Annotated in this window: 18 protein-coding genes; 9 read left to right on the forward strand and 9 right to left on the reverse strand. The window is 70.0% G+C overall.

Going from position 1 to position 17361, the window contains the following annotated elements:
• The 4 genes from MFF54_RS07510 to MFF54_RS07525 form a co-directional block, all read right to left on the reverse strand.
• A partial coding sequence (locus tag MFF54_RS07510; protein WP_238301998.1) for an AI-2E family transporter occupies positions 1–1350 on the reverse strand: 1350 nt, incomplete at its 3' end.
• Between the two features lie 82 nt (positions 1351–1432).
• Positions 1433–1813, reverse strand: a complete 381-nt coding sequence (locus MFF54_RS07515; protein WP_109950748.1) for a response regulator — start codon at positions 1811–1813, stop codon at positions 1433–1435.
• Between the two features lie 123 nt (positions 1814–1936).
• Complete coding sequence (gene glgX / locus MFF54_RS07520; RefSeq protein WP_238301999.1) at positions 1937–4201, reverse strand: glycogen debranching protein GlgX; 2265 nt, start codon at positions 4199–4201, stop codon at positions 1937–1939.
• A 280-nt stretch (positions 4202–4481) separates the two neighbouring features.
• Positions 4482–5078 carry an LOG family protein gene (locus tag MFF54_RS07525; protein ID WP_238302000.1) on the reverse strand — a complete coding sequence of 199 codons (597 nt, stop codon included), beginning with the start codon at positions 5076–5078 and terminating at the stop codon, positions 4482–4484.
• A 226-nt stretch (positions 5079–5304) separates the two neighbouring features.
• On the opposite strand from MFF54_RS07525, the gene MFF54_RS07530 reads away from it, so the two are divergent.
• From MFF54_RS07530 to mscL, 6 genes are all read left to right on the forward strand, one after another.
• Positions 5305–6588 (forward strand): LysM peptidoglycan-binding domain-containing protein, encoded by a 1284-nt coding sequence (locus MFF54_RS07530; protein ID WP_238302001.1) that lies wholly within the window; start codon positions 5305–5307, stop codon positions 6586–6588.
• Between the two features lie 127 nt (positions 6589–6715).
• Positions 6716–8623: an ABCB family ABC transporter ATP-binding protein/permease gene (locus tag MFF54_RS07535; RefSeq protein WP_238302002.1), complete on the forward strand. Its 1908-nt coding sequence runs from the start codon at positions 6716–6718 to the stop codon at positions 8621–8623.
• Between the two features lie 158 nt (positions 8624–8781).
• Positions 8782–9624 (forward strand): transglutaminase-like domain-containing protein, encoded by an 843-nt coding sequence (locus MFF54_RS07540; protein ID WP_238302003.1) that lies wholly within the window; start codon positions 8782–8784, stop codon positions 9622–9624.
• 141 nt (positions 9625–9765) lie between these two features.
• The gene (locus tag MFF54_RS07545) at positions 9766–10476 is read left to right on the forward strand and encodes a phosphatidylserine decarboxylase (RefSeq protein ID WP_238302004.1); all 711 of its coding nucleotides are present in this window, start codon (positions 9766–9768) and stop codon (positions 10474–10476) included.
• A gap of 19 nt (positions 10477–10495) precedes the next feature.
• Positions 10496–11329, forward strand: a complete 834-nt coding sequence (locus MFF54_RS07550; protein ID WP_238302005.1) for a CDP-alcohol phosphatidyltransferase family protein — start codon at positions 10496–10498, stop codon at positions 11327–11329.
• 109 nt (positions 11330–11438) lie between these two features.
• Positions 11439–11867 carry a large conductance mechanosensitive channel protein MscL gene (gene mscL / locus MFF54_RS07555; RefSeq protein WP_238302006.1) on the forward strand — a complete coding sequence of 143 codons (429 nt, stop codon included), beginning with the start codon at positions 11439–11441 and terminating at the stop codon, positions 11865–11867.
• A gap of 19 nt (positions 11868–11886) precedes the next feature.
• Here the strand turns inward: mscL and MFF54_RS07560 are convergent, their stop codons facing one another.
• From MFF54_RS07560 to MFF54_RS07580, 5 genes are all read right to left on the reverse strand, one after another.
• Entirely contained in the window at positions 11887–12162 is a 276-nt protein-coding gene (locus tag MFF54_RS07560; protein ID WP_238302007.1) for a hypothetical protein, read from the reverse strand.
• A 182-nt stretch (positions 12163–12344) separates the two neighbouring features.
• The gene (locus tag MFF54_RS07565) at positions 12345–12758 is read right to left on the reverse strand and encodes a DUF1236 domain-containing protein (RefSeq protein WP_238302008.1); all 414 of its coding nucleotides are present in this window, start codon (positions 12756–12758) and stop codon (positions 12345–12347) included.
• Between the two features lie 146 nt (positions 12759–12904).
• A complete protein-coding gene (locus MFF54_RS07570) occupies positions 12905–13648 on the reverse strand; it encodes a sigma-70 family RNA polymerase sigma factor (RefSeq protein WP_238302009.1) in 744 nt (247 codons plus the stop codon).
• Positions 13649–13816: 168 nt separating this feature from the next.
• Positions 13817–14635 carry a class II glutamine amidotransferase gene (locus MFF54_RS07575; protein ID WP_238302010.1) on the reverse strand — a complete coding sequence of 273 codons (819 nt, stop codon included), beginning with the start codon at positions 14633–14635 and terminating at the stop codon, positions 13817–13819.
• Between the two features lie 103 nt (positions 14636–14738).
• Complete coding sequence (locus MFF54_RS07580; RefSeq protein WP_238302011.1) at positions 14739–15113, reverse strand: PH domain-containing protein; 375 nt, start codon at positions 15111–15113, stop codon at positions 14739–14741.
• A 106-nt stretch (positions 15114–15219) separates the two neighbouring features.
• Here MFF54_RS07580 and MFF54_RS07585 point away from each other — a divergent pair, with 106 nt between their 5' ends.
• The 3 genes from MFF54_RS07585 to lepB all read left to right on the forward strand — a co-directional run bounded on the left by MFF54_RS07585 (position 15220) and on the right by lepB (position 17355).
• Positions 15220–15981 (forward strand): pyridoxine 5'-phosphate synthase, encoded by a 762-nt coding sequence (locus MFF54_RS07585; RefSeq protein WP_238302012.1) that lies wholly within the window; start codon positions 15220–15222, stop codon positions 15979–15981.
• Complete coding sequence (gene acpS / locus MFF54_RS07590) at positions 15978–16385, forward strand: holo-ACP synthase (RefSeq protein WP_238302013.1); 408 nt, start codon at positions 15978–15980, stop codon at positions 16383–16385. Before MFF54_RS07585 ends, acpS begins: the two co-directional genes overlap by 4 nt.
• 175 nt (positions 16386–16560) lie before the next feature.
• Positions 16561–17355 carry a signal peptidase I gene (lepB, locus tag MFF54_RS07595; RefSeq protein WP_238302014.1) on the forward strand — a complete coding sequence of 265 codons (795 nt, stop codon included), beginning with the start codon at positions 16561–16563 and terminating at the stop codon, positions 17353–17355.
• The last annotated feature ends 6 nt before the right edge of the window (positions 17356–17361 follow it).

Here is a 17361-nt window from a genome sequence, read left to right on the forward strand (position 1 = left end):
GATCGCGGTGCCGACCTCGGCCTGCCGCTCCCGGTCGAGGGTGCCGCGCGAGCGGTCCTCTTGTGCGAGCAGGAGGCCCGCCAGCACGACCTCGTCGTAGTAGGTGACGAGCGCCCGCTCCTTCAGGAACTGCCGGCCCTGGTCGATCGCCTCGGCCGGGTCGTTGGCGAGCATGCGCTGGTAGAAGATCTCGGGCGGCGCCAGCGCCGGCTGGTCGCCGAGTAGCACGTCGAGGTACCAGAGGCGCTCCACGTGACGGCCGAGCACCACGAGGCAGACGGTGAGCGGCGTCGCCAAGATAAGGCCGACGGGCCCCCAGAGGAAGGTCCAGATCGTCGCCGCCAGGATCACGGCGATCGGCGAGAGCCCGGTCGAGTGGCCGTAGAGCAGCGGCTCGACCACGTGGCCGGCGATCGGCTCGACCACCACGAACAGGATCGCGGTGGCGATCACCATGCTCCAGCCGGGATCGACCGCGGCGGCGAGGATCAGCGGCAGCACCGCGGAGACGACGGCGCCGATATAGGGCACGAAGCGCAGGATGGCGGCGAGCACGCCGAACAGGGTCGGGCTCGGCACACCGATGATCCAGAGGCCGAGCCCGATCACCACGCCGAACGAGATGTTGAGCGCGAGCTGGGCCAGGAAGAAGCGCGACAGCCGGCTCGCGGCGTCGTCGATCGCGGCCGTGGTGCGGCGCAGGTCGCCGGAGCCGGCGATGCGGATCGCCCGGTTCCGCAGGTCCTCGCGCTGGAGCAGGATGAAGATCGTGAAGAGCAGGATCAGGCCGGTCGTGGCGAGCGGGTGCAGGATCGGCCCAGCGAAAGTCTGAAAGGTCTCCAGCACGCCGGCCTTCGCCGCTCTGATCTCCACGGTCAGCGGGTGCGTGGCCGAGCCAGGCTCGCCCTTCAGCTCGGCCTGGGGCGGGGGCTGGAGCGCGTTGCCGAGATCCTGGACCATGTCGACGATGCGCGAGAGCGTGCCGGCGTCGGCGGTGGCCCCGCGCAGGGCCGCGATCTTGTCGCGCATGGTCAGGGAGTAGCGCGGCAGGTCGGCGGCGAGCTGGGCGCCCTCGCTGGCGATGAGACTGCCGACACCGAACAGCACCCCGAAGGTCACCGCGACGACGAGCAGCACCGCGAGCGCACGCGGCACGAGTAGGCGGCGCAGCGCCCGTACCGCCGGCACGAGGACGAAGCTCAGGAGGATCGCGAGCGTGACCGGCATCAGGATCTCGCGCCCGAGATAGAGCGCCGCCATGACGGCGAGCACGAGCAGCACCGAGGCCAGGGCGACGAAGATCGGCATCCCCTGCCGGATCTGCCGCGCGGTGACGGGATCGTCGCTCATCGGTTTCTCGGGGGCTCCCCGCCCGGATTACGCAGGAACACGTCTTTCCCCGCATGCAAGCCGGGAAGAGAGAAGGTGAGGCTCAGCCCGCAGCAGCCGTCTCGCCGAGGGCGGCGCTGATCTGGCTGAGCAGCTTCGAGAAATCGATCGGCTTCGGGTGGTAATCGTCGCAGCCCGCCTGGATCGCCTTGTCGCGGTCGCCCGACATGGCGTGGGCCGTGAGCGCGATGATCGGGATCGCGCGGGTGTCGCCGCCCGCCTTGAGCGCGCGCGCGGCGGACCAGCCGTCGAGCACCGGCAGGTTCATGTCGAGCAGGATGACGTCGGGCCGGCCCGCGCGCGCCTGCTGCACGCCGGCCTCCCCGTCATGGGCCAGGATCACCTCGTAGCCGCGGCGCTTGAGCCGGCGGGAGAGAAAGTCCCAGATCTCCTCGTGGTCCTCGACCAGCAATATCTTCGGCATCGACGAACAACATCCTTCGGGCGCGCCGGCCGCAGCCATCGCGTTCAAGCGCCCTGACAACGCGTGACGGTCGAGAATGGACCAGGGCCGGGGCGGATTTCTCCACCCCGGCCCAGTCCGTCCTCAGGCTTCGTCGAGGTGGAAATGCACGCTCTCGATGTTGGCCCGGTCGAAGGCCTGCATCACGTGCTGGTAGGAGCGCTCCATCTCGGTCGGTGCGTCGCCGGGCGTGTCCTCGGGCTTCAGGACGAACATCAGCATCGAGCGCCCGGTGACGTCGTAGCTGTCGCCGGCCTTGAAATGCTCCACCGACTGGCTGTCGGGGAGGTTGGTGTCGAGGAGCCGCGTCCACTCCTCGCCGCCCACCGTGTCCGGCAGGGTGAAGGACACGAGGTCGTGGTAGGCGTTGTAGAGGATGAGGAGCGTGGCATCCCCCCCGCGACGGTGGACGCCGGTGGCCTGCGCCCGCCCGTCGAGCAGCACGGCGAGGGCCCGGGCGCCGCCGTCGCCCCAGTTCTCGCCCTCCATCTCGGCACCGTCCGGCCGGAGCCACGTGACGTCCTTGACGCCGAGCTCCTCGTCGAAGCGGCCCGAGAGGAAGCGGCCGCGATTGAGGATCGGCAGGGCGTTCCTCAGGATGATCAGGCGCTGGGTGAACTCGGCGAGATCCCGCTCCTCCTCGCCGATGGCGTTCCAATCGAGCCAGGAGATCTCGTTGTCCTGGCAATAGGCGTTGTTGTTGCCGTTCTGGGTGCGGGCGAACTCGTCGCCGGCCAGCAGCATCGGCGTGCCGCGGGAGAGGAACAGCGTGGCCAGCATGTTGCGCATCTGGCGCAGGCGCACCGCCCGGATCTCCGGATCCGTCGTCGGACCCTCGACACCGTAATTGTACGAGAGGTTGTGTGAGTGACCGTCGCGGTTGTTCTCGCCGTTGGCCGCGTTGTGCTTGTCGTTGTAGGCCACCGTGTCGTGCAGAGTGAAGCCGTCATGGGCGGTCAGGAAGTTCACTGAGGCCCATGGCTTGCGCCCGCGTTTGTCGAACTTGTCGGCCGAGCCGGTGACGCGGGAGGCCAGATCCGGCAGCAGGCCGGCATCGCCCTTCCAGTAGGCACGGACATCGTCGCGAAAACGGTCGTTCCACTCGGCCCAGCCCGGCGGGAAGCCGCCGACCTGATAGCCGCCCGGGCCGCAATCCCAGGGCTCGGCGATGAGCTTGACGGAGTTCAGCACCGGATCCTGCCGGCAGGTGTCGAGGAAGCCGCCGCCCTCGTCGAAGCCGTAGGGCTCGCGGCCGAGGATGGTGGCGAGATCAAAGCGGAACCCGTCGACCTGCATCTCCTGCGCCCAGTAGCGGAGCGAGTCCGTGACGAGCTGCAGCACGCGCGGGTGCGAGAGGTTGAAGGTGTTCCCCGTGCCGGTATCGTTGATGTAGTAGCGCTTCTGGTCGGGCAGCAGGCGGTAGTACGAGGCGTTGTCGACGCCCTTGAACGACAGGGTCGGGCCCTTCTCGTTGCCCTCGGCGGTGTGGTTGTAGACAACGTCGAGGATCACCTCGAGGCCGGCGCCGTGCAGGCGCGAGACCATCTCCTTGAACTCCGAGAAGGCGAAGTCCGGCACCGCGGCGTAGCGCCGGGCGGGGGTGAAGAACGAGATGGTGTTGTAGCCCCAGTAGTTCACCAGCCCCTTCTCCTGCAGGTAGTCGTCCTGCACGAAGGAGTGGACCGGGAGCAGCTCGACCGAGGTGACGCCCAGACTCTTGATGTAGTCGAGCACGTCCGGCGTGCCGAGGCCCGCATAGGTGCCGCGCAGCTTCTCAGGAACTCGCGGGTGGAGCTTCGTCAGGCCCTTGACGTGGGCCTCGTACACGATCGTCTTCTCCCACGGCACGTGCGGCTTCTGGTGCCGCCCCCAGGTGAAGGCCGGGTCGATCACGCGCGAGCGGCGGGTGTAGGGGGCGCTGTCGCGCTCGTCGAAGGTGGTGTCGTCCCCCGTCTCCATCTTGTAGCCGAACAGCGCCGGGTTCCAGGTGATGGAGCCGACGAGGCCCTTGGCGTAGGGGTCGATCAGCAGCTTGTTCGGGTTGAAGCGGTGGCCGTTCTCCGGCTCGTAGGGGCCGTGGACGCGGTAGCCGTAGATCGTGCCGGGGCGCGCGTCCGGCAGGTAGCCGTGCCAGATCTCGTCGGTGTACTCGGGCAGCTCGATCCGCTCGATCTCGTTCTCGCCCGCGTCGTCGAACAGGCAGAGCTCGACCTTGGTCGCGTAGGCCGAGAAGATCGCGAAGTTGACGCCGAGGCCGTCCCAGGTGGCACCGAGCGGGTAGGGCAGCCCTTCCTGGATACGGGCGCGCGCCACGCGGGGCTGGGGCGCGGAACGGGAATTGTCTGGCATGCTCACTCCGGGAACCGCGGCCGGCCCTCGACGCGCGGCAGCCGGTGGCCGCCGCGGGGCTCGCGATCCTGGTCTGAACGTACTGGTGTCGGCGAAGCTCCCGTGCGCTGCAGAAAATTCCTGGCCGGCCGGCGGAGGGATGTGGAGAGCGGGCACCGGGGCGAACCGCCGCCGCTTGTGCGGCGCCCACCCGCCCCTCTGCGGCGGAGGGATGCGCGTCGCGACGACCGATCCTGATGCCCGAACCCGACAGCCCGCAGATGGGTGCGGATCGACGGCCTCAGAGGCGCTCCTCGACGAAGCGCTCGGCCTCCGGATCGCGGCCGCGGCCGGTCTCGCGCAGCATCGGCACGACCGCGTCGGCGTCCGGCGCGACGAGATAGCTGAGGTCAAGCCCCTCACGGATGAAGCCCTGCTCGCGCATGTGCGCGAACAGGGTGAGGAGCGGGCTCCAGAAATCGGCCACCGAGACCAGCACGATCGGCTTGCGGTGCTGGCCGAGCTGCGCCCAGGTCAGCTGCTCGACCAGCTCTTCCAGGGTGCCGATGCCGCCGGGCAAAGCCACGAAGGCGTCGGAGCGCTCGAACATCAGGCGCTTGCGGGTGTGCATGTCGCCCACAACGATCGTCTCCTGGATGTCCTCGAGCATGTGCTCGCGAGCCTGGAGGAAGTCCGGGATGATGCCGGTGACGTGGCCGCCGCCCTGCATCACCGCGCGCGCCACCGTGCCCATCAGCCCGACATCGCCGCCGCCGTAGACGAGGCCGATGCCAGCCCGCGCCAGCGCCGCGCCGAGGCGCTCGGCGGCCACGCGGAAGGCCGGGTTCCCGCCGAAGCCGGAACCGCAATAGACACAGACCGTCTTCACCGGAGCCATCCGGCCTCCTCCGTCACTCGTCCGTGCAAGCCGCAAGATCGGGGCCGATCATCCCGAAGAGCGGGCCAAAGTGCTGATGCACCCGGGAATTCTCCGCCGGTTCCTCCGCGGACGCGGTGGGGCGGCTTGGTGTCCCGACCATGTAGAGTATTATGGGCCGGCCAGTCGATGGTTTTAGCGGAAGCGGCGTCGCCCGTGGAAGCCGCCCAGGAGGTCCGAGGCCGAGATGTCCAGCGCGGTCGCACGCAGCCTCGCGCTCGCCGCAGGCGGGCTCATCACCGGCCTGGGCCTGGTGCTGGCCCTGTTCGGCGCCGACTTGCGGCAGCACTGGTCGCCGTCGCCCCAGGCTGCCCTGCCGCTGGCCGGACACGAGATCCCGCAGGGCACAGCCGCGCCCCCGGCCGCTCCGGCGGAGGCTGCCAAGCCGGAGAGTGCCGGGCAACAGCCACAACGACAGCCGGGAGCCCTCGCCCACCACGCGTCCGCCGCCCCCCGCTTCGACCTGGTGCGCGTGGAGCCCAACGGCGAATCCGTCGTGGCGGGCCGGGCCGCACCGAACACCACGGTCGAGCTCTTGGTCGACGGCAGGCCCGTTGCCCGCACCAGTGCCGACGCGGAGGGACAGTTCGCCCTGGTGCCGCCGCCCCTGCCGCGGGGCAACAGCGAGGTCTCCCTGCGGGCGACCGGACCTGACGGCCGCGCGATCACTTCCGGCCAGAGCGTGGCGGTGGCGGTGAGCGGGACCGCCAAGCCCCTCGTCGCCCTGACCGCGCCGGACGCCCCGACCGTGGTGCTGTCGCGGCCCGAGGCGGGGGGTGCCGCGCCGAGCGCCGCCGCGCCGGCCCGAAGCCTGCGCATCGTGAGCGTGGATGCGCAGGCGGGCGGCCGCCTCGACGTGACGGGCGAGGCGCAGCCGGGTGCCGCGGTGCGACTCTACCTCAACGACACGCTGGTGGCGCCGGCCCAGGCCGGGCCGGACGGCCGGGTCGTCGTCACCATCGGCAAGGGCGTGCGCCCGGGCGCCTACCGGGTGCGGCTCGACGCGGCCGATCCGAAGACCGGCGCCGTGCAGCAGCGCGCCGAGGCGCCCTTCAGCATGCCGGAGACGGCTGCGCGGGTCGCTGCCCGGCCGGCCCCGACCGAGACCGTCCGCCCGGGTACGCGGGTCGCGGCCGGCACGCCCGAGGCTGGAATCGCGGCATCCTCCACAGCCCCGCCCGCGGTCTCGCCCGCGGCGCCATCCGCCGCCGCCCCGGCCCTTTCCGGTCCGACAGAGGAGGCGCGCACGGCGCCGCCCGGCACGTTCGTGCCCGAGATCAACACGGCGAAGATCACCCGCGGCAACAGCCTCTGGCAGATCAGCCGGCGCATCTACGGCCGGGGCAACCGCTACACGGTGATCTACGACGCCAACCAGGAGCAGATCCGCGATCCCAACCGGATCTATCCTGGCCAGATCTTCGTGCTGCCGGAGGACAAGGGCGGAACGGCCGGACGCGGGCGGGGCTGAGGCGCCCGCGCAACCGCCCCCTGCCGCCCGCGACGGTGCGCAACTGGCGCGGCCGACCTATATGCGCTTGCGCCCCCGGTGGGCCGCAACCCGCGCGGGCCCGCCCATTCCGACAGAACCGCACCGCATGACCATCGAACCCGCGAGCCCGGCGGCGGCCGCCCCGGAGCGCCCCGGACTCGTCGCCACCTACCGCCGGCTCTGGCCCTATCTCTGGCCGCACGGGCGGATCGACCTGCAGCGGCGCGTCTTCCTGGCCTTCGGGCTGCTGCTGGTGGCCAAGCTCGCCACGATGGTGATGCCCTTCACCTTCAAGTGGGCGACCGACGCGCTGGTCGCGGCGGTCGGCGGCCACACGGAGGGCGTGCCGGCGGGGCTCATCGCCGCACCGATGCTCCTGATCGCCGCTTACGGCCTCGCCCGCATCCTGATGGTGGGGCTGACGCAGGTGCGCGACGGGCTCTTCGCCAAGGTGGCGATGCACGCGGTGCGCCGCCTCGCGCTCCAGACCTTCGAGCACATGCACCGTCTCAGCTTGCGCTTCCACCTCGAACGCAAGACCGGCGGCCTGACCCGCGTGCTCGAGCGCGGGCGCAACGGCATCGAGGAGTTGTCGCGCCTGATGGTGCTGACGCTGGTGCCGACCATCGTCGAGTTCGTGCTGGTGCTGGGCGTGCTCGCCTACGAGTTCGACTGGCTCTACTCGGCCGTCGTCCTGATCATGGTCGTGGCGTATCTGGGTTTCACCTACAAGGCTACCGAGTGGCGGATCGGCATCCGCCGCCGCATGAACGCCTCCGACACCGACGCCAACACGAAGGCGGTCGACTCGCTGCTGAACTTCGAGACAGTGAAGTATTTCGGCGCGGAGACCCGCGAGACCGCCCGCTACGAGGCCTCGATGGCGCAGTACGAGAAGGCCTCGACGCAGACCTACGTCTCGCTCGCGGTGCTCAACGCCGGACAGGCTGTGATCTTCACCCTCGGCATGACCGCGGTGATGTGGCTCGCCGCGCGGGACATCTTAGCCGGACGCACCACGATCGGCGGCTTCGTGCTCGCCAACACCATGCTGGTGCAGCTCTCCATGCCGCTCAACTTCATGGGCATGATCTATCGCGAGATCAAACAGGCGCTCATCGACATCGACGACATGTTCCGCATCCTCCACCGCAACCCGGAGATCGCGGACCGGCCGGACGCGGCGCCGCTCGCTGTCGGCACCGCGGCGGTGCGCTTCGAGGACGTGCACTTCGCCTACAACCTGGACCGGCCGATCCTGCGGGGCGTCTCCTTCGCGGTGCCCTCGGGGAAGACGGTCGCGATCGTCGGCCCGTCGGGGGCCGGGAAGTCGACGCTTTCGCGCCTGCTCTTCCGCTTCTACGAGCCTCAGAGCGGCCGCATCACGATCGACGGGCAGGACATCGCCGCCGTGCGGCAGGATTCCCTGCGCGCCGCTATCGGCATGGTCCCGCAGGACACGGTGCTGTTCAACGACACGATCGGCTACAACATCCGCTACGGCCGCTGGGAGGCCTCCGACGCCGAGGTGCGCGAGGCCGCGCGGCTGGCGCAGATCGACCGCTTCATCGAGGCGCTGCCGGAGGGCTACGACACGCCGGTGGGCGAGCGCGGCCTCAAGCTGTCGGGCGGCGAGAAGCAGCGGGTGGCCATCGCCCGCACCATCCTCAAGGGTCCGCCGATCCTCGTCCTCGACGAGGCGACCTCGGCACTCGATTCCTTCACCGAGCGCGAGATCCAGCACGCGCTCGACCGGGTCGCCCAAGGCCGGACAACCCTCGTCATCGCCCACCGGCTCTCGACGGTGGTCAACGCCGACGAAATCCTGGTGCTCGACCGCGGCGCGATCGTGGAGCGCGGCACCCACGGGGCGCTGCTTGCCCGGGGTGGCACCTACGCCGCCCTGTGGAACCGCCAGCGCGAGGCGGACGCCGCCCGCGAGGCCCTGAAGCGGGCGGAGGACCGGGAGGAAACCGCCGGCGCCTCGGTCGGCGAGCCGGTGGCGGCGGAGTAGCCGCCCCGGCTCGAGTGGCGAATATTTGAGCAAGATCTGAATTCGATGCGCACGAAATCTGTGGAACCGACCGGATCGAATTGAGTTTAAGGCCATCGACCGCGCGGGGCGCGGTTCAGCCCGCTGCCATTCAGCTCTTTCCTGCTCAGACGACTCCCATGCAGATCCGCACCGGCTTCACCCTCGCCTTCGACACGCCCGGCCCGACGCCGATGAACCTCCTGCTCAACGTCCGGCCGGAGCGCCGGCCGGATCTCGTGTCCCCGGAGGTGATCCGCTTCGATCCACCGGTGGCGGCGCACCAGCACGTCGACGATTTCGGCAACGTCTGCACCCGCATCGTCGCGCCGGGCGGGCGCATCACCATGAGCGCCGATTTCGTGGTGGCCGATTCGGGGGCGCCCGACGACCTCGCGCCGGAGGCGCGCCAGATCCCGGTCCACGACCTGCCGGACGAGGTGATGATCTTCCTGCTCGGATCACGCTACTGCGACACTGACAAGCTCTCGCAGACCGCCTGGAACCTGTTCGGCTCCACGCCGGAGGGCTGGGCCCGCGTCCAGGCGATCGTGGACTACGCCCACAACCGGCTGCGCTTCGACTACCAGATGGCCGACGCGACCCGCTCGGCCCATGACGGCCACGGCCAGCAGGTCGGCGTCTGCCGCGACTTCGCCCATCTGGCGATCACGCTCTGCCGCTGCATGAACATCCCGGCCCGCTACGCCACCGGCTATCTCGGTGATATCGGCGTGCCAAAGGACCCGGCGCCGATGGACTTCTCGGCCTGGTTCGAGGTGTTCCTGGAGGGCCCTCAGGGGCCGCGCTGGTACACGTTCGACGCGCGCCACAACACGCCCCGCATCGGCCGCATCGTGATGGCCCGGGGGCGCGACGCCACCGACTGCGCGCTGACCACAAGCTTCGGCCCGGCCTGGCTTGCCCGCTTCGAGGTGCATACCGACGAAGTGCCGGAGATGCCGCTCGCGCAGGCGGCCTGATGTCCGCGCACCCGTAACGCAGCGCGGCGGATCGGCGGCCGCGACCCGCCGCACGGTTGACGGACGGCGATGGGACTGCCATCCGCGGCGGCCTGACCCCTGAACGGGTCGGCCGCCGCAGTGAGGAAGACCCGCAAGCCCATGACCGATCTCCTCGAGACGATCCGCCGGGTGCTGGTGCCCATCCACAAGGAGGGCTACCCCTTCATCCTCATCGGCATCGTGCTCACGGTGCTGGCCGGCTACTTCTCCCAGTTCTTCGGCTGGATCTTCCTGATCCTGACACTGTGGGTCTGCTATTTCTTCCGCGACCCCGAACGCGTCACGCCGGTCGGCGACGGCCTCGTGGTCTCGCCCGCGGACGGACGGGTGAACCTCATCGCCAAGGCCCTGCCGCCGCCCGAGCTCGACCTGCCCCAGGTCCCGATGACCCGGGTCTCGGTCTTCATGAACGTGTTCGACTGCCACGTGAACCGCACGCCGGTGACGGGTACGATCGGACAGATCCACTACACGCCGGGCCTGTTCCTCAACGCCGAGCTCGACAAGGCGAGCGAGGACAACGAGCGCAACGGGCTCGTCATCGAGACCAAGTTCCGCGACATGCCGGTGCGCGTCGGCGTGGTGCAGATCGCCGGCCTCGTGGCGCGCCGCATCGTCGGCTTCGTGGGCGCGGGCGACCAGCTTCAGGTCGGCGAGCGCTTCGGCCTGATCCGCTTCGGCTCGCGCGTCGACGTCTACCTGCCGGAGGGCACGCGGGTGCTGGTCGGGCTCGGCCAGAAGGCGGTCGCGGGCGAGACCGTGCTCGCGGACCTCGCCGGCGGCCCCGAGCGGCAGTTCCGGCGCATCTGACGACACGCGGGGGAGCCCGATGGACGACCTCTTTCCGCCCTTTGAGCCGGACGCCAACGAGCCGCGCCCGCGCCGGTTCAAGCCGGTGCCGTTCCGGATGATCGCGCCCAACATGATCACCCTGATGGCGCTCTGCCTCGGGCTGACGGCGATTCGCCTCGCGTTCGAGGGCAAGTTCGAGCCGGCGGTGATCGCCATCGTGGTGGCGGGGCTCCTCGACGGCATCGACGGGCGGGTGGCGCGTCTGCTCAAGGGCACCTCGCGCTTCGGGGCCGAACTCGACTCGCTGGCCGACTTCGTCAACTTCGGCTGCGCCCCGGCGCTGATCCTCTACGGCTTCGCCCTGCACAACCTGAAATCGGTCGGCTGGATCGTGGCGCTGATCTTCGCCATCGCCATGGGGCTCAGGCTCGCCCGCTTCAACGCGATGCTGGACGATCCCAACCGCCCCGAGTGGAAGAAAGACTTTTTCGTCGGCATGCCGGCGCCGGCCGGGGCGCTTACCGCGATGCTGCCGCTCTACCTCAGCTTCCTCGGGCTCGGTTTCGAGGCCTGGGCCACGCCCGCGATCCTCGTCTACGTGCTGTGCATCGCGCTCCTCGTCGTCTCCACGGTGCCGACCTTCTCGGGCAAGACCATGGGCAAACGCGTACCGCGGGCCTGGGTGCTGCCGATCTTCCTGGCAGGCGTGGCCATCTTCGGGGTGGTGATCAGCTTCCCGTTCGAGGCCCTGGTGGCGATCAGCGTCGCGTATCTGGTGACGGTGCCGCTGGGCGCCGCCCAGTACCGCCGCCGCCAGAAGCTGGAGGACGCCGGCCGGACCGAGCCCGCGCCGCCGGCCGCGCCGGTCTGAGGACGGGAAGACCGGCGCGATTCGCGGTGGACGGCGACGTCACGCCCTGGTGCGCGCCGCTCGGGCACGCCACCCTTCCGCGGAGGATCATCCGCTGCGAAGGTCGGGTATGCTGGAAGAATTCAAGAAATTCGCGTTGCGCGGCAACGTGGTCGATCTCGCGGTCGGCGTGATCATCGGCGCAGCGTTCGGAGCGATCGTCACCTCGGCGGTGCAGGACGTGTTCATGCCGGTGATCGGCGCGATCACGGGCGGGCTCGATTTCTCGAACTACTACCTGCCGCTCTCCGCGAAGGTGCAGACCGGCCTCGCCTACGCGGAGGCGAAGAAACAGGGCGCTGTTCTCGGCTACGGCCAGTTCATCACCGTGGCGCTGAACTTCCTGATCGTCGCCTTCGTGCTGTTCCTCGTCATCCGGGCGATGAACCGCCTCCAGCACGCGGAGGAGAAGAAGCCCGAGAAGGCGGCCGAACTGCCGGCCGACGTGAAGATCCTCGGCGAGATCCGCGACATCCTGGCGGCCCAGCCGAAGGCCTGAGGCCCGCTTCCGCGGACGGTCAGGCTCTCGGCGCTCCGCCCTGCCCCTGGTCGTCCGGGTCGATGCCGAAGGCGTCGAGGATGCGGTCCAGCGCGTGCTCGACCGCGACCGTGCCCTCTTCGTGGGTCTTCAGCCGGGTCTCGAGCTTTGCGATCTGGGGCGCGAAGGCGTCGGGTACCGGCTCGTCGCCGAGGAATTGCGGTTTGCCGCCGTCGACCGGGAGCGCGCCGCGCAGCTGCTGCCCGAGATGGTCGCGCACCGGCTCCGGCAGGTTCGCCTTGTCGCCCTCGTCCATCGGATCGTCTCCTGTCTTCGCGTCCGCCAACGCGCGCGCGCGAAAAGCGTTTCGCCGAGCGTGAGACCCGGCCGGGCGTGCCGTCCCCGGGCGACCGGCGCCGGCAGGGCCACCCAAATAAAAAAGCCCCGGAGCGTGGGGCTCCGGGGCCTTCGGGCCGGTGCGGGGACCGACCCAGCGTCTTAGTCGATGACCTCGACGATGCGGTGGCTGCGGTCGACCAGCACCGGACGGTCGTTCACGACCGTGTAACGGTAGCCCGGACGCACGCGGTACTCATCCGGCACCTCGTAGTAGGTCACGCCCGAGGTCGGCAGGGTGGTGCCGACGGCGACGCGGCCGTCATAGTCGTAGGAGCGCACGTTGCGCTCGCGCACGTAGGAGCGGAAGCGCGGGGCCATGTCGACGCCCAGGATGCCGCCGACCGTGCCGGTCGCCGCGCCCACCGCGCCGCCGACGATGCCGCCGATCGGGCCGGCCGCATCGGCGCCGGCCGCCGCGCCGCGCTCGGCACCCGGGATCGTGCCCTGGGCCTGGGCGGCGAGCGGCAGCGAGAGGGCGAGGGCCGAGGCGGCGATGAGGGTCTTGATGCGCATGAAAGTCTCCGTCTTTGGGACGTTCGCCGCACCGTGATGCAGCGAAGTTCGGGGCGGTAACGCGCCAAGTCCCGAAACGGATGCGTCAAAAAATGCACCTCCGCGCATGCACGATCCCGTGCGCGGAGGCTGGAGTGAGGACGCGCTCAGCCCTCGCCGGGCATCGCCGACTTGATGAAGCGGTCGGATCCGAGGTCCTCCTCGTCGTAGCCGAGGAGCTCCGCGAGCCGCCCGCGGGCGCGGCTGACGCGGCTTTTCACGGTGCCGACCTTGCAGCCCATGATCGCGGCGGCCTCCTCGTAGGAGACGCCTTCGGCACCGACGAGCACCAGCGCCTCGCGCTGGTCCGGCGGGAGCTTGGCCAGCGCGCTCTGCAGGTCCTCGACGTCGAGCCGGTCGCCCTGGTGCGGCGCGGTCGCGAGCCGGGCCGCGTAGGAGCCGTCCTGGTCCTCGACCTCGCGCACGCGCTTGCGGTGGTCGGAGTAGAAGATGTTGCGCAGGATGGTGAAGAGCCACGCGTTGAGGTTCGTGCCCGGCTGGAAGCGGGCGCGGTGCTGCCAGCCCTTGAGCAGCGTGTCCTGCACGAGGTCGTCGGAGCGGGCCGGGTTCGAGGTCAGCGAGAGCGCGAAGGCGCGCAGGGACGGCACCGCCGCCAGCAGCCCGTTGCGGAACTCGGGCTCGATCGCCTCGCCGCGGGCGCGGAGCGCCGCCTCAAGCTGGTCGATCAGCTCGGCGAATCGGGTCGGCATCTCCTCGGCACCCAGGCGCTCGTAGGTGTCGCGCAGGTGGTCGCCGAGATGGGCGCGGATCGCGTGGGGCAGGTTCGGCCGGGCGGATGTCTCGCCGTCCGCGTCACGGTAGAGGACGTTCTCGGTCTCGTCGCGGGTCATGGCATGTCGCTTGTGTTCGGCGGCAGGGCGCGCCGGGCGGTCCGGACCCGGCGCGTGGACCGTGTGGCGGCATGCTGCCGGGCCGGTCCTCTATTGACATGCGTTGTAGCGCATCGGCTCTCATCGTGCACCTTCGCCGGCCGGTTAGCGGCCGTCCGTACCCTGCGCTCAACAGGGAGGGATCTCCGTCACCTGCGCGGCGCGGCCTCGCGTGCCGGGCCGGATCAGCCGAATCACGCCGTCGCGCAGCGACAGCACGTCGCCCCGCGCGAGGTCCGTCCAGCACTCGTCGCGGGTCAGCGCCTGCGTGGCGATCACGGTCACGATGTCCCGCTCGGTGGTCTCCTGGGCGAAGTCGACCCGCCAATCCTCGTCGATCAGCGTCGCGGTGCCGAAGGGCGCCTGCCGGGTGAGATAGCAGAGCCGCTTGCCGCAATGGGCGTAGAGAGTGCGGCTGTCGGTGAGCAGCATGTTGAACACGCCGAGCGTGTGCAGCTCGGCGCAGAGGCCGGCCACCGCCCGGTCGAGCGCGGCCGGCGCCGGCAGGCTGCGAAAGCGGGCCTGGAGCCGGCCCATCATCCAGCAGAAGGCGTACTCGCTGTCGGTTGAGCCGACCGGCGTGAAGGCGCCGAGCGGCAGCCGCTTCACGCCCTTCAACTGCCCGTTATGCGCGAAGGTCCAGGCCCGGCCCCAGAGCTCGCGGGTGAACGGGTGGGTGTTCTCCAGGCTGACCCGCCCACGATTGGCCTTCCGCACATGGGCGACCACGATGCGGCTCTTGATCGCCGCGTTGCGCAGGAACTTGGCGAGTTCCGAACGGGCGGAGGGCTCGGGCTCGTGGAAGCTCCTCTGCCCGCGCCCCTCGTAGAAGCTGATGCCCCAGCCGTCCGCGTGCGGGCCGGTCTCGCCGCCCCGGCGCGCCAGGGCCGCGAAGGAGAAGCGGATGTCGGTGGGCACGTTCGCGCTCATGCCCAGCAATTCGCACATGGTCCCGGATATCCACCCCTTGCGTCCCGCGCCACGCCCGCGGAAGAGCGGGATTTAGGGGCGTTGCGGGCGCGGAACAACAGAGCGTCCGCCCTTCATCCCCTCACTTCAGTGAGGCGGCGATGGCCTGCTGGATCCCGAGCACGTTGGCCCCTCGCCGCAGGGTGCGCTGGATCGGCTCGGGCCGCCCCGAGACCCAGATCTTCAATTCCGAATCGAGATCGAAATTGCCGGCGGTCTCCACCGAGAAGGACGTGATCGCCCGGTAGGGCACCGTCAGGTACTCGACCTTGCGGCCCGTGAGCCCCTGGCGGTCCACCAGGATCAGGCGCCGGTCGGTGAAGACGAAGAGGTCGCGGATCACCCGGAAGGCAACGCGCACCGGCTCGCCCTCGACGAGGATGCCGGCCATCTGCTCGTCGACCTCGCCGGGCTTCAGGTCGCTGCCGTGGCCGAGCAGGCCGTCGAGGAACCCCATTGCCGCCTCCTTCGACGACGGGAGCGTCGCCGTGCGGACGATGTGGGGCTTGCGGGCGGGCGCGGCAATCGACAGGTGTGGCGCGACGAATCGGAACGACGAACCCATGACCGCCCAGAAACTTCGCCTCGGCGTCAACATCGATCACGTCGCCACCGTGCGGAACGCCCGCGGCGAGTCCTACCCGGACCCGGTGAGGGCCGCGATGCTGGCCGTCGAGGCAGGAGCGGACGGCATCACCGCGCATCTGCGCGAGGACCGCCGCCACATCCGCGACGCGGACATGCGGGCGCTCAAGGCACGGTTGTCTGTACCGCTCAACTTCGAGATGGCGGCGACCGACGAGATGGTGGGGTTGGCCGTGGAGCTGCGCCCCCACGCCGCCTGCCTCGTGCCGGAGAAGCGCGAGGAGCGCACCACCGAGGGCGGGCTCGACATCGTCGGCGGCCGGGACCACCTCGCGCCCCGCATCCGGCAGCTGGCGGAGGCCGGCATCCGGGTCTCGCTCTTCGTGGAGCCGGAGCCCGAGGTGATGGAGGCGGCCCACGCGCTGGGCGCCCCGGTGGTCGAGTTGCATACCGGCAGCTACTGCAAGGCGGTGGTGGCGGGCGATGCGGCGCGGATCGCCCACGAGCTCGCCCGCATCGCCCGCGCGGCAGCGCACGGGGCCGGGCTCGGCCTGGAGATCCATGCGGGCCACGGATTGACGCTCGCGAGCGTCGGCCCGGTCGCGGCGCTACCCGAGATCCGCGAACTCAATATCGGCCACGCGCTCATCGCCGAGGCGATCTTCGTCGGCCTGCCCGAGGCCGTGCGCGACATGCGGGCCGCCATGGAGCGGGCTCGTGAGGGCGTGGGGCGCGCATGATCCTCGGCATCGGCTCCGACCTCTGCGACATCCGTCGCATCGAGCGCTCGCTGGAGCGCTTCGGCACGCGCTTCACCCACCGGATCTTCACGGAGGGCGAGCGGGCCAAGTGCGACCGGCGCGCCGCCCGCGCGCCCTCCTACGCGCGGCGCTTCGCCGCCAAGGAGGCCTGCGCCAAGGCGCTCGGCACGGGCCTGAGCCACGGCGTGTTCTGGCGCGACATGGAGGTGGTCAACCTCCCGACCGGCGCGCCGACGCTGCGCCTCACAGGCGGGGCCGCGGACCGGCTCCGGGCCATGCTGCCCGCCGGTCACGAGGCCCGGATCCACGTGACGCTCACGGACGAGCCGCCGCTCGCGCAAGCCTTCGTGATCGTCGAGGCGGTGCCCTCCGGCACATCCTGAGGGTCCCGAGCGGGACGGCCGCGTTGCGGGGCGACGGCGCTTGGTCTAGACCGCCGCATTCTGCGGACACGATCGCGGCTTAATCCCGAGGGCTTCAGGCTCCGGCAGGGCGGCCCCGAACGGCCGCGCTCGGCCGGATTTCCCACTGGGAATGGCCGGCGACGGGATCGAGCTGATGGAACGCGCGCGCGTGGATCACGACAGAGACCACCAGACCGGCGACCCCGGCATCTGGGCCAGCACCCGCGAGACCCTGAAGGTCGGCATCCAGGCGCTGCTGATCGCGCTCGTCGTGCGCACGCTGCTGTTCCAGCCCTTCAACATCCCCTCGTCGTCGCTGGTTCCAACGCTCCTGGTGGGCGATTACCTGTTCGTGTCGAAATATTCCTACGGCTACTCCAAGTACTCGCTGCCGCTGAGCGAGTACATTCCGATCAAGGCCAGCGGCCGGATCTGGGGCGCCGAGCCCAAGCGCGGCGACATCGCGGTGTTCAAGCTGCCGAAGGACAACGCGACCGACTACATCAAGCGCGTGATCGGCCTGCCGGGCGACAAGATCCAGGTCATCGAGGGCGTGCTCAACATCAACGGCAAGCCGGTCAAGCGCGAGCGCATCGCCGATTACGAGACGCTGGACGCCTACGGGCAGGTCACCAAGGTGCCCCAGTACAACGAGACCCTGCCCGGCGGCGTCACCCACCGGGTGATCGAGATCAACGGCGACAACGGATTCTGGGACAAGACCGAGGTCTACACCGTGCCGGCCGGTCACTACTTCATGATGGGCGACAACCGCGACAACTCCACCGATTCGCGCGACCTCGCCAACGTGGGCTACGTGCCGTTCGAGAACTTCGTCGGCCGCGCCGAGATGATCTTCTTCTCGATCGACGAGGGCACGCCCGCCTGGCAGATCTGGAACTGGCCGACCAAGACACGCTGGGGCCGGCTGTTCAGCACCATCAACTGACGGACG

This window comes from Methylobacterium gregans (genome assembly GCF_022179245.1).
Lineage (GTDB): Bacteria > Pseudomonadota > Alphaproteobacteria > Rhizobiales > Beijerinckiaceae > Methylobacterium > Methylobacterium gregans.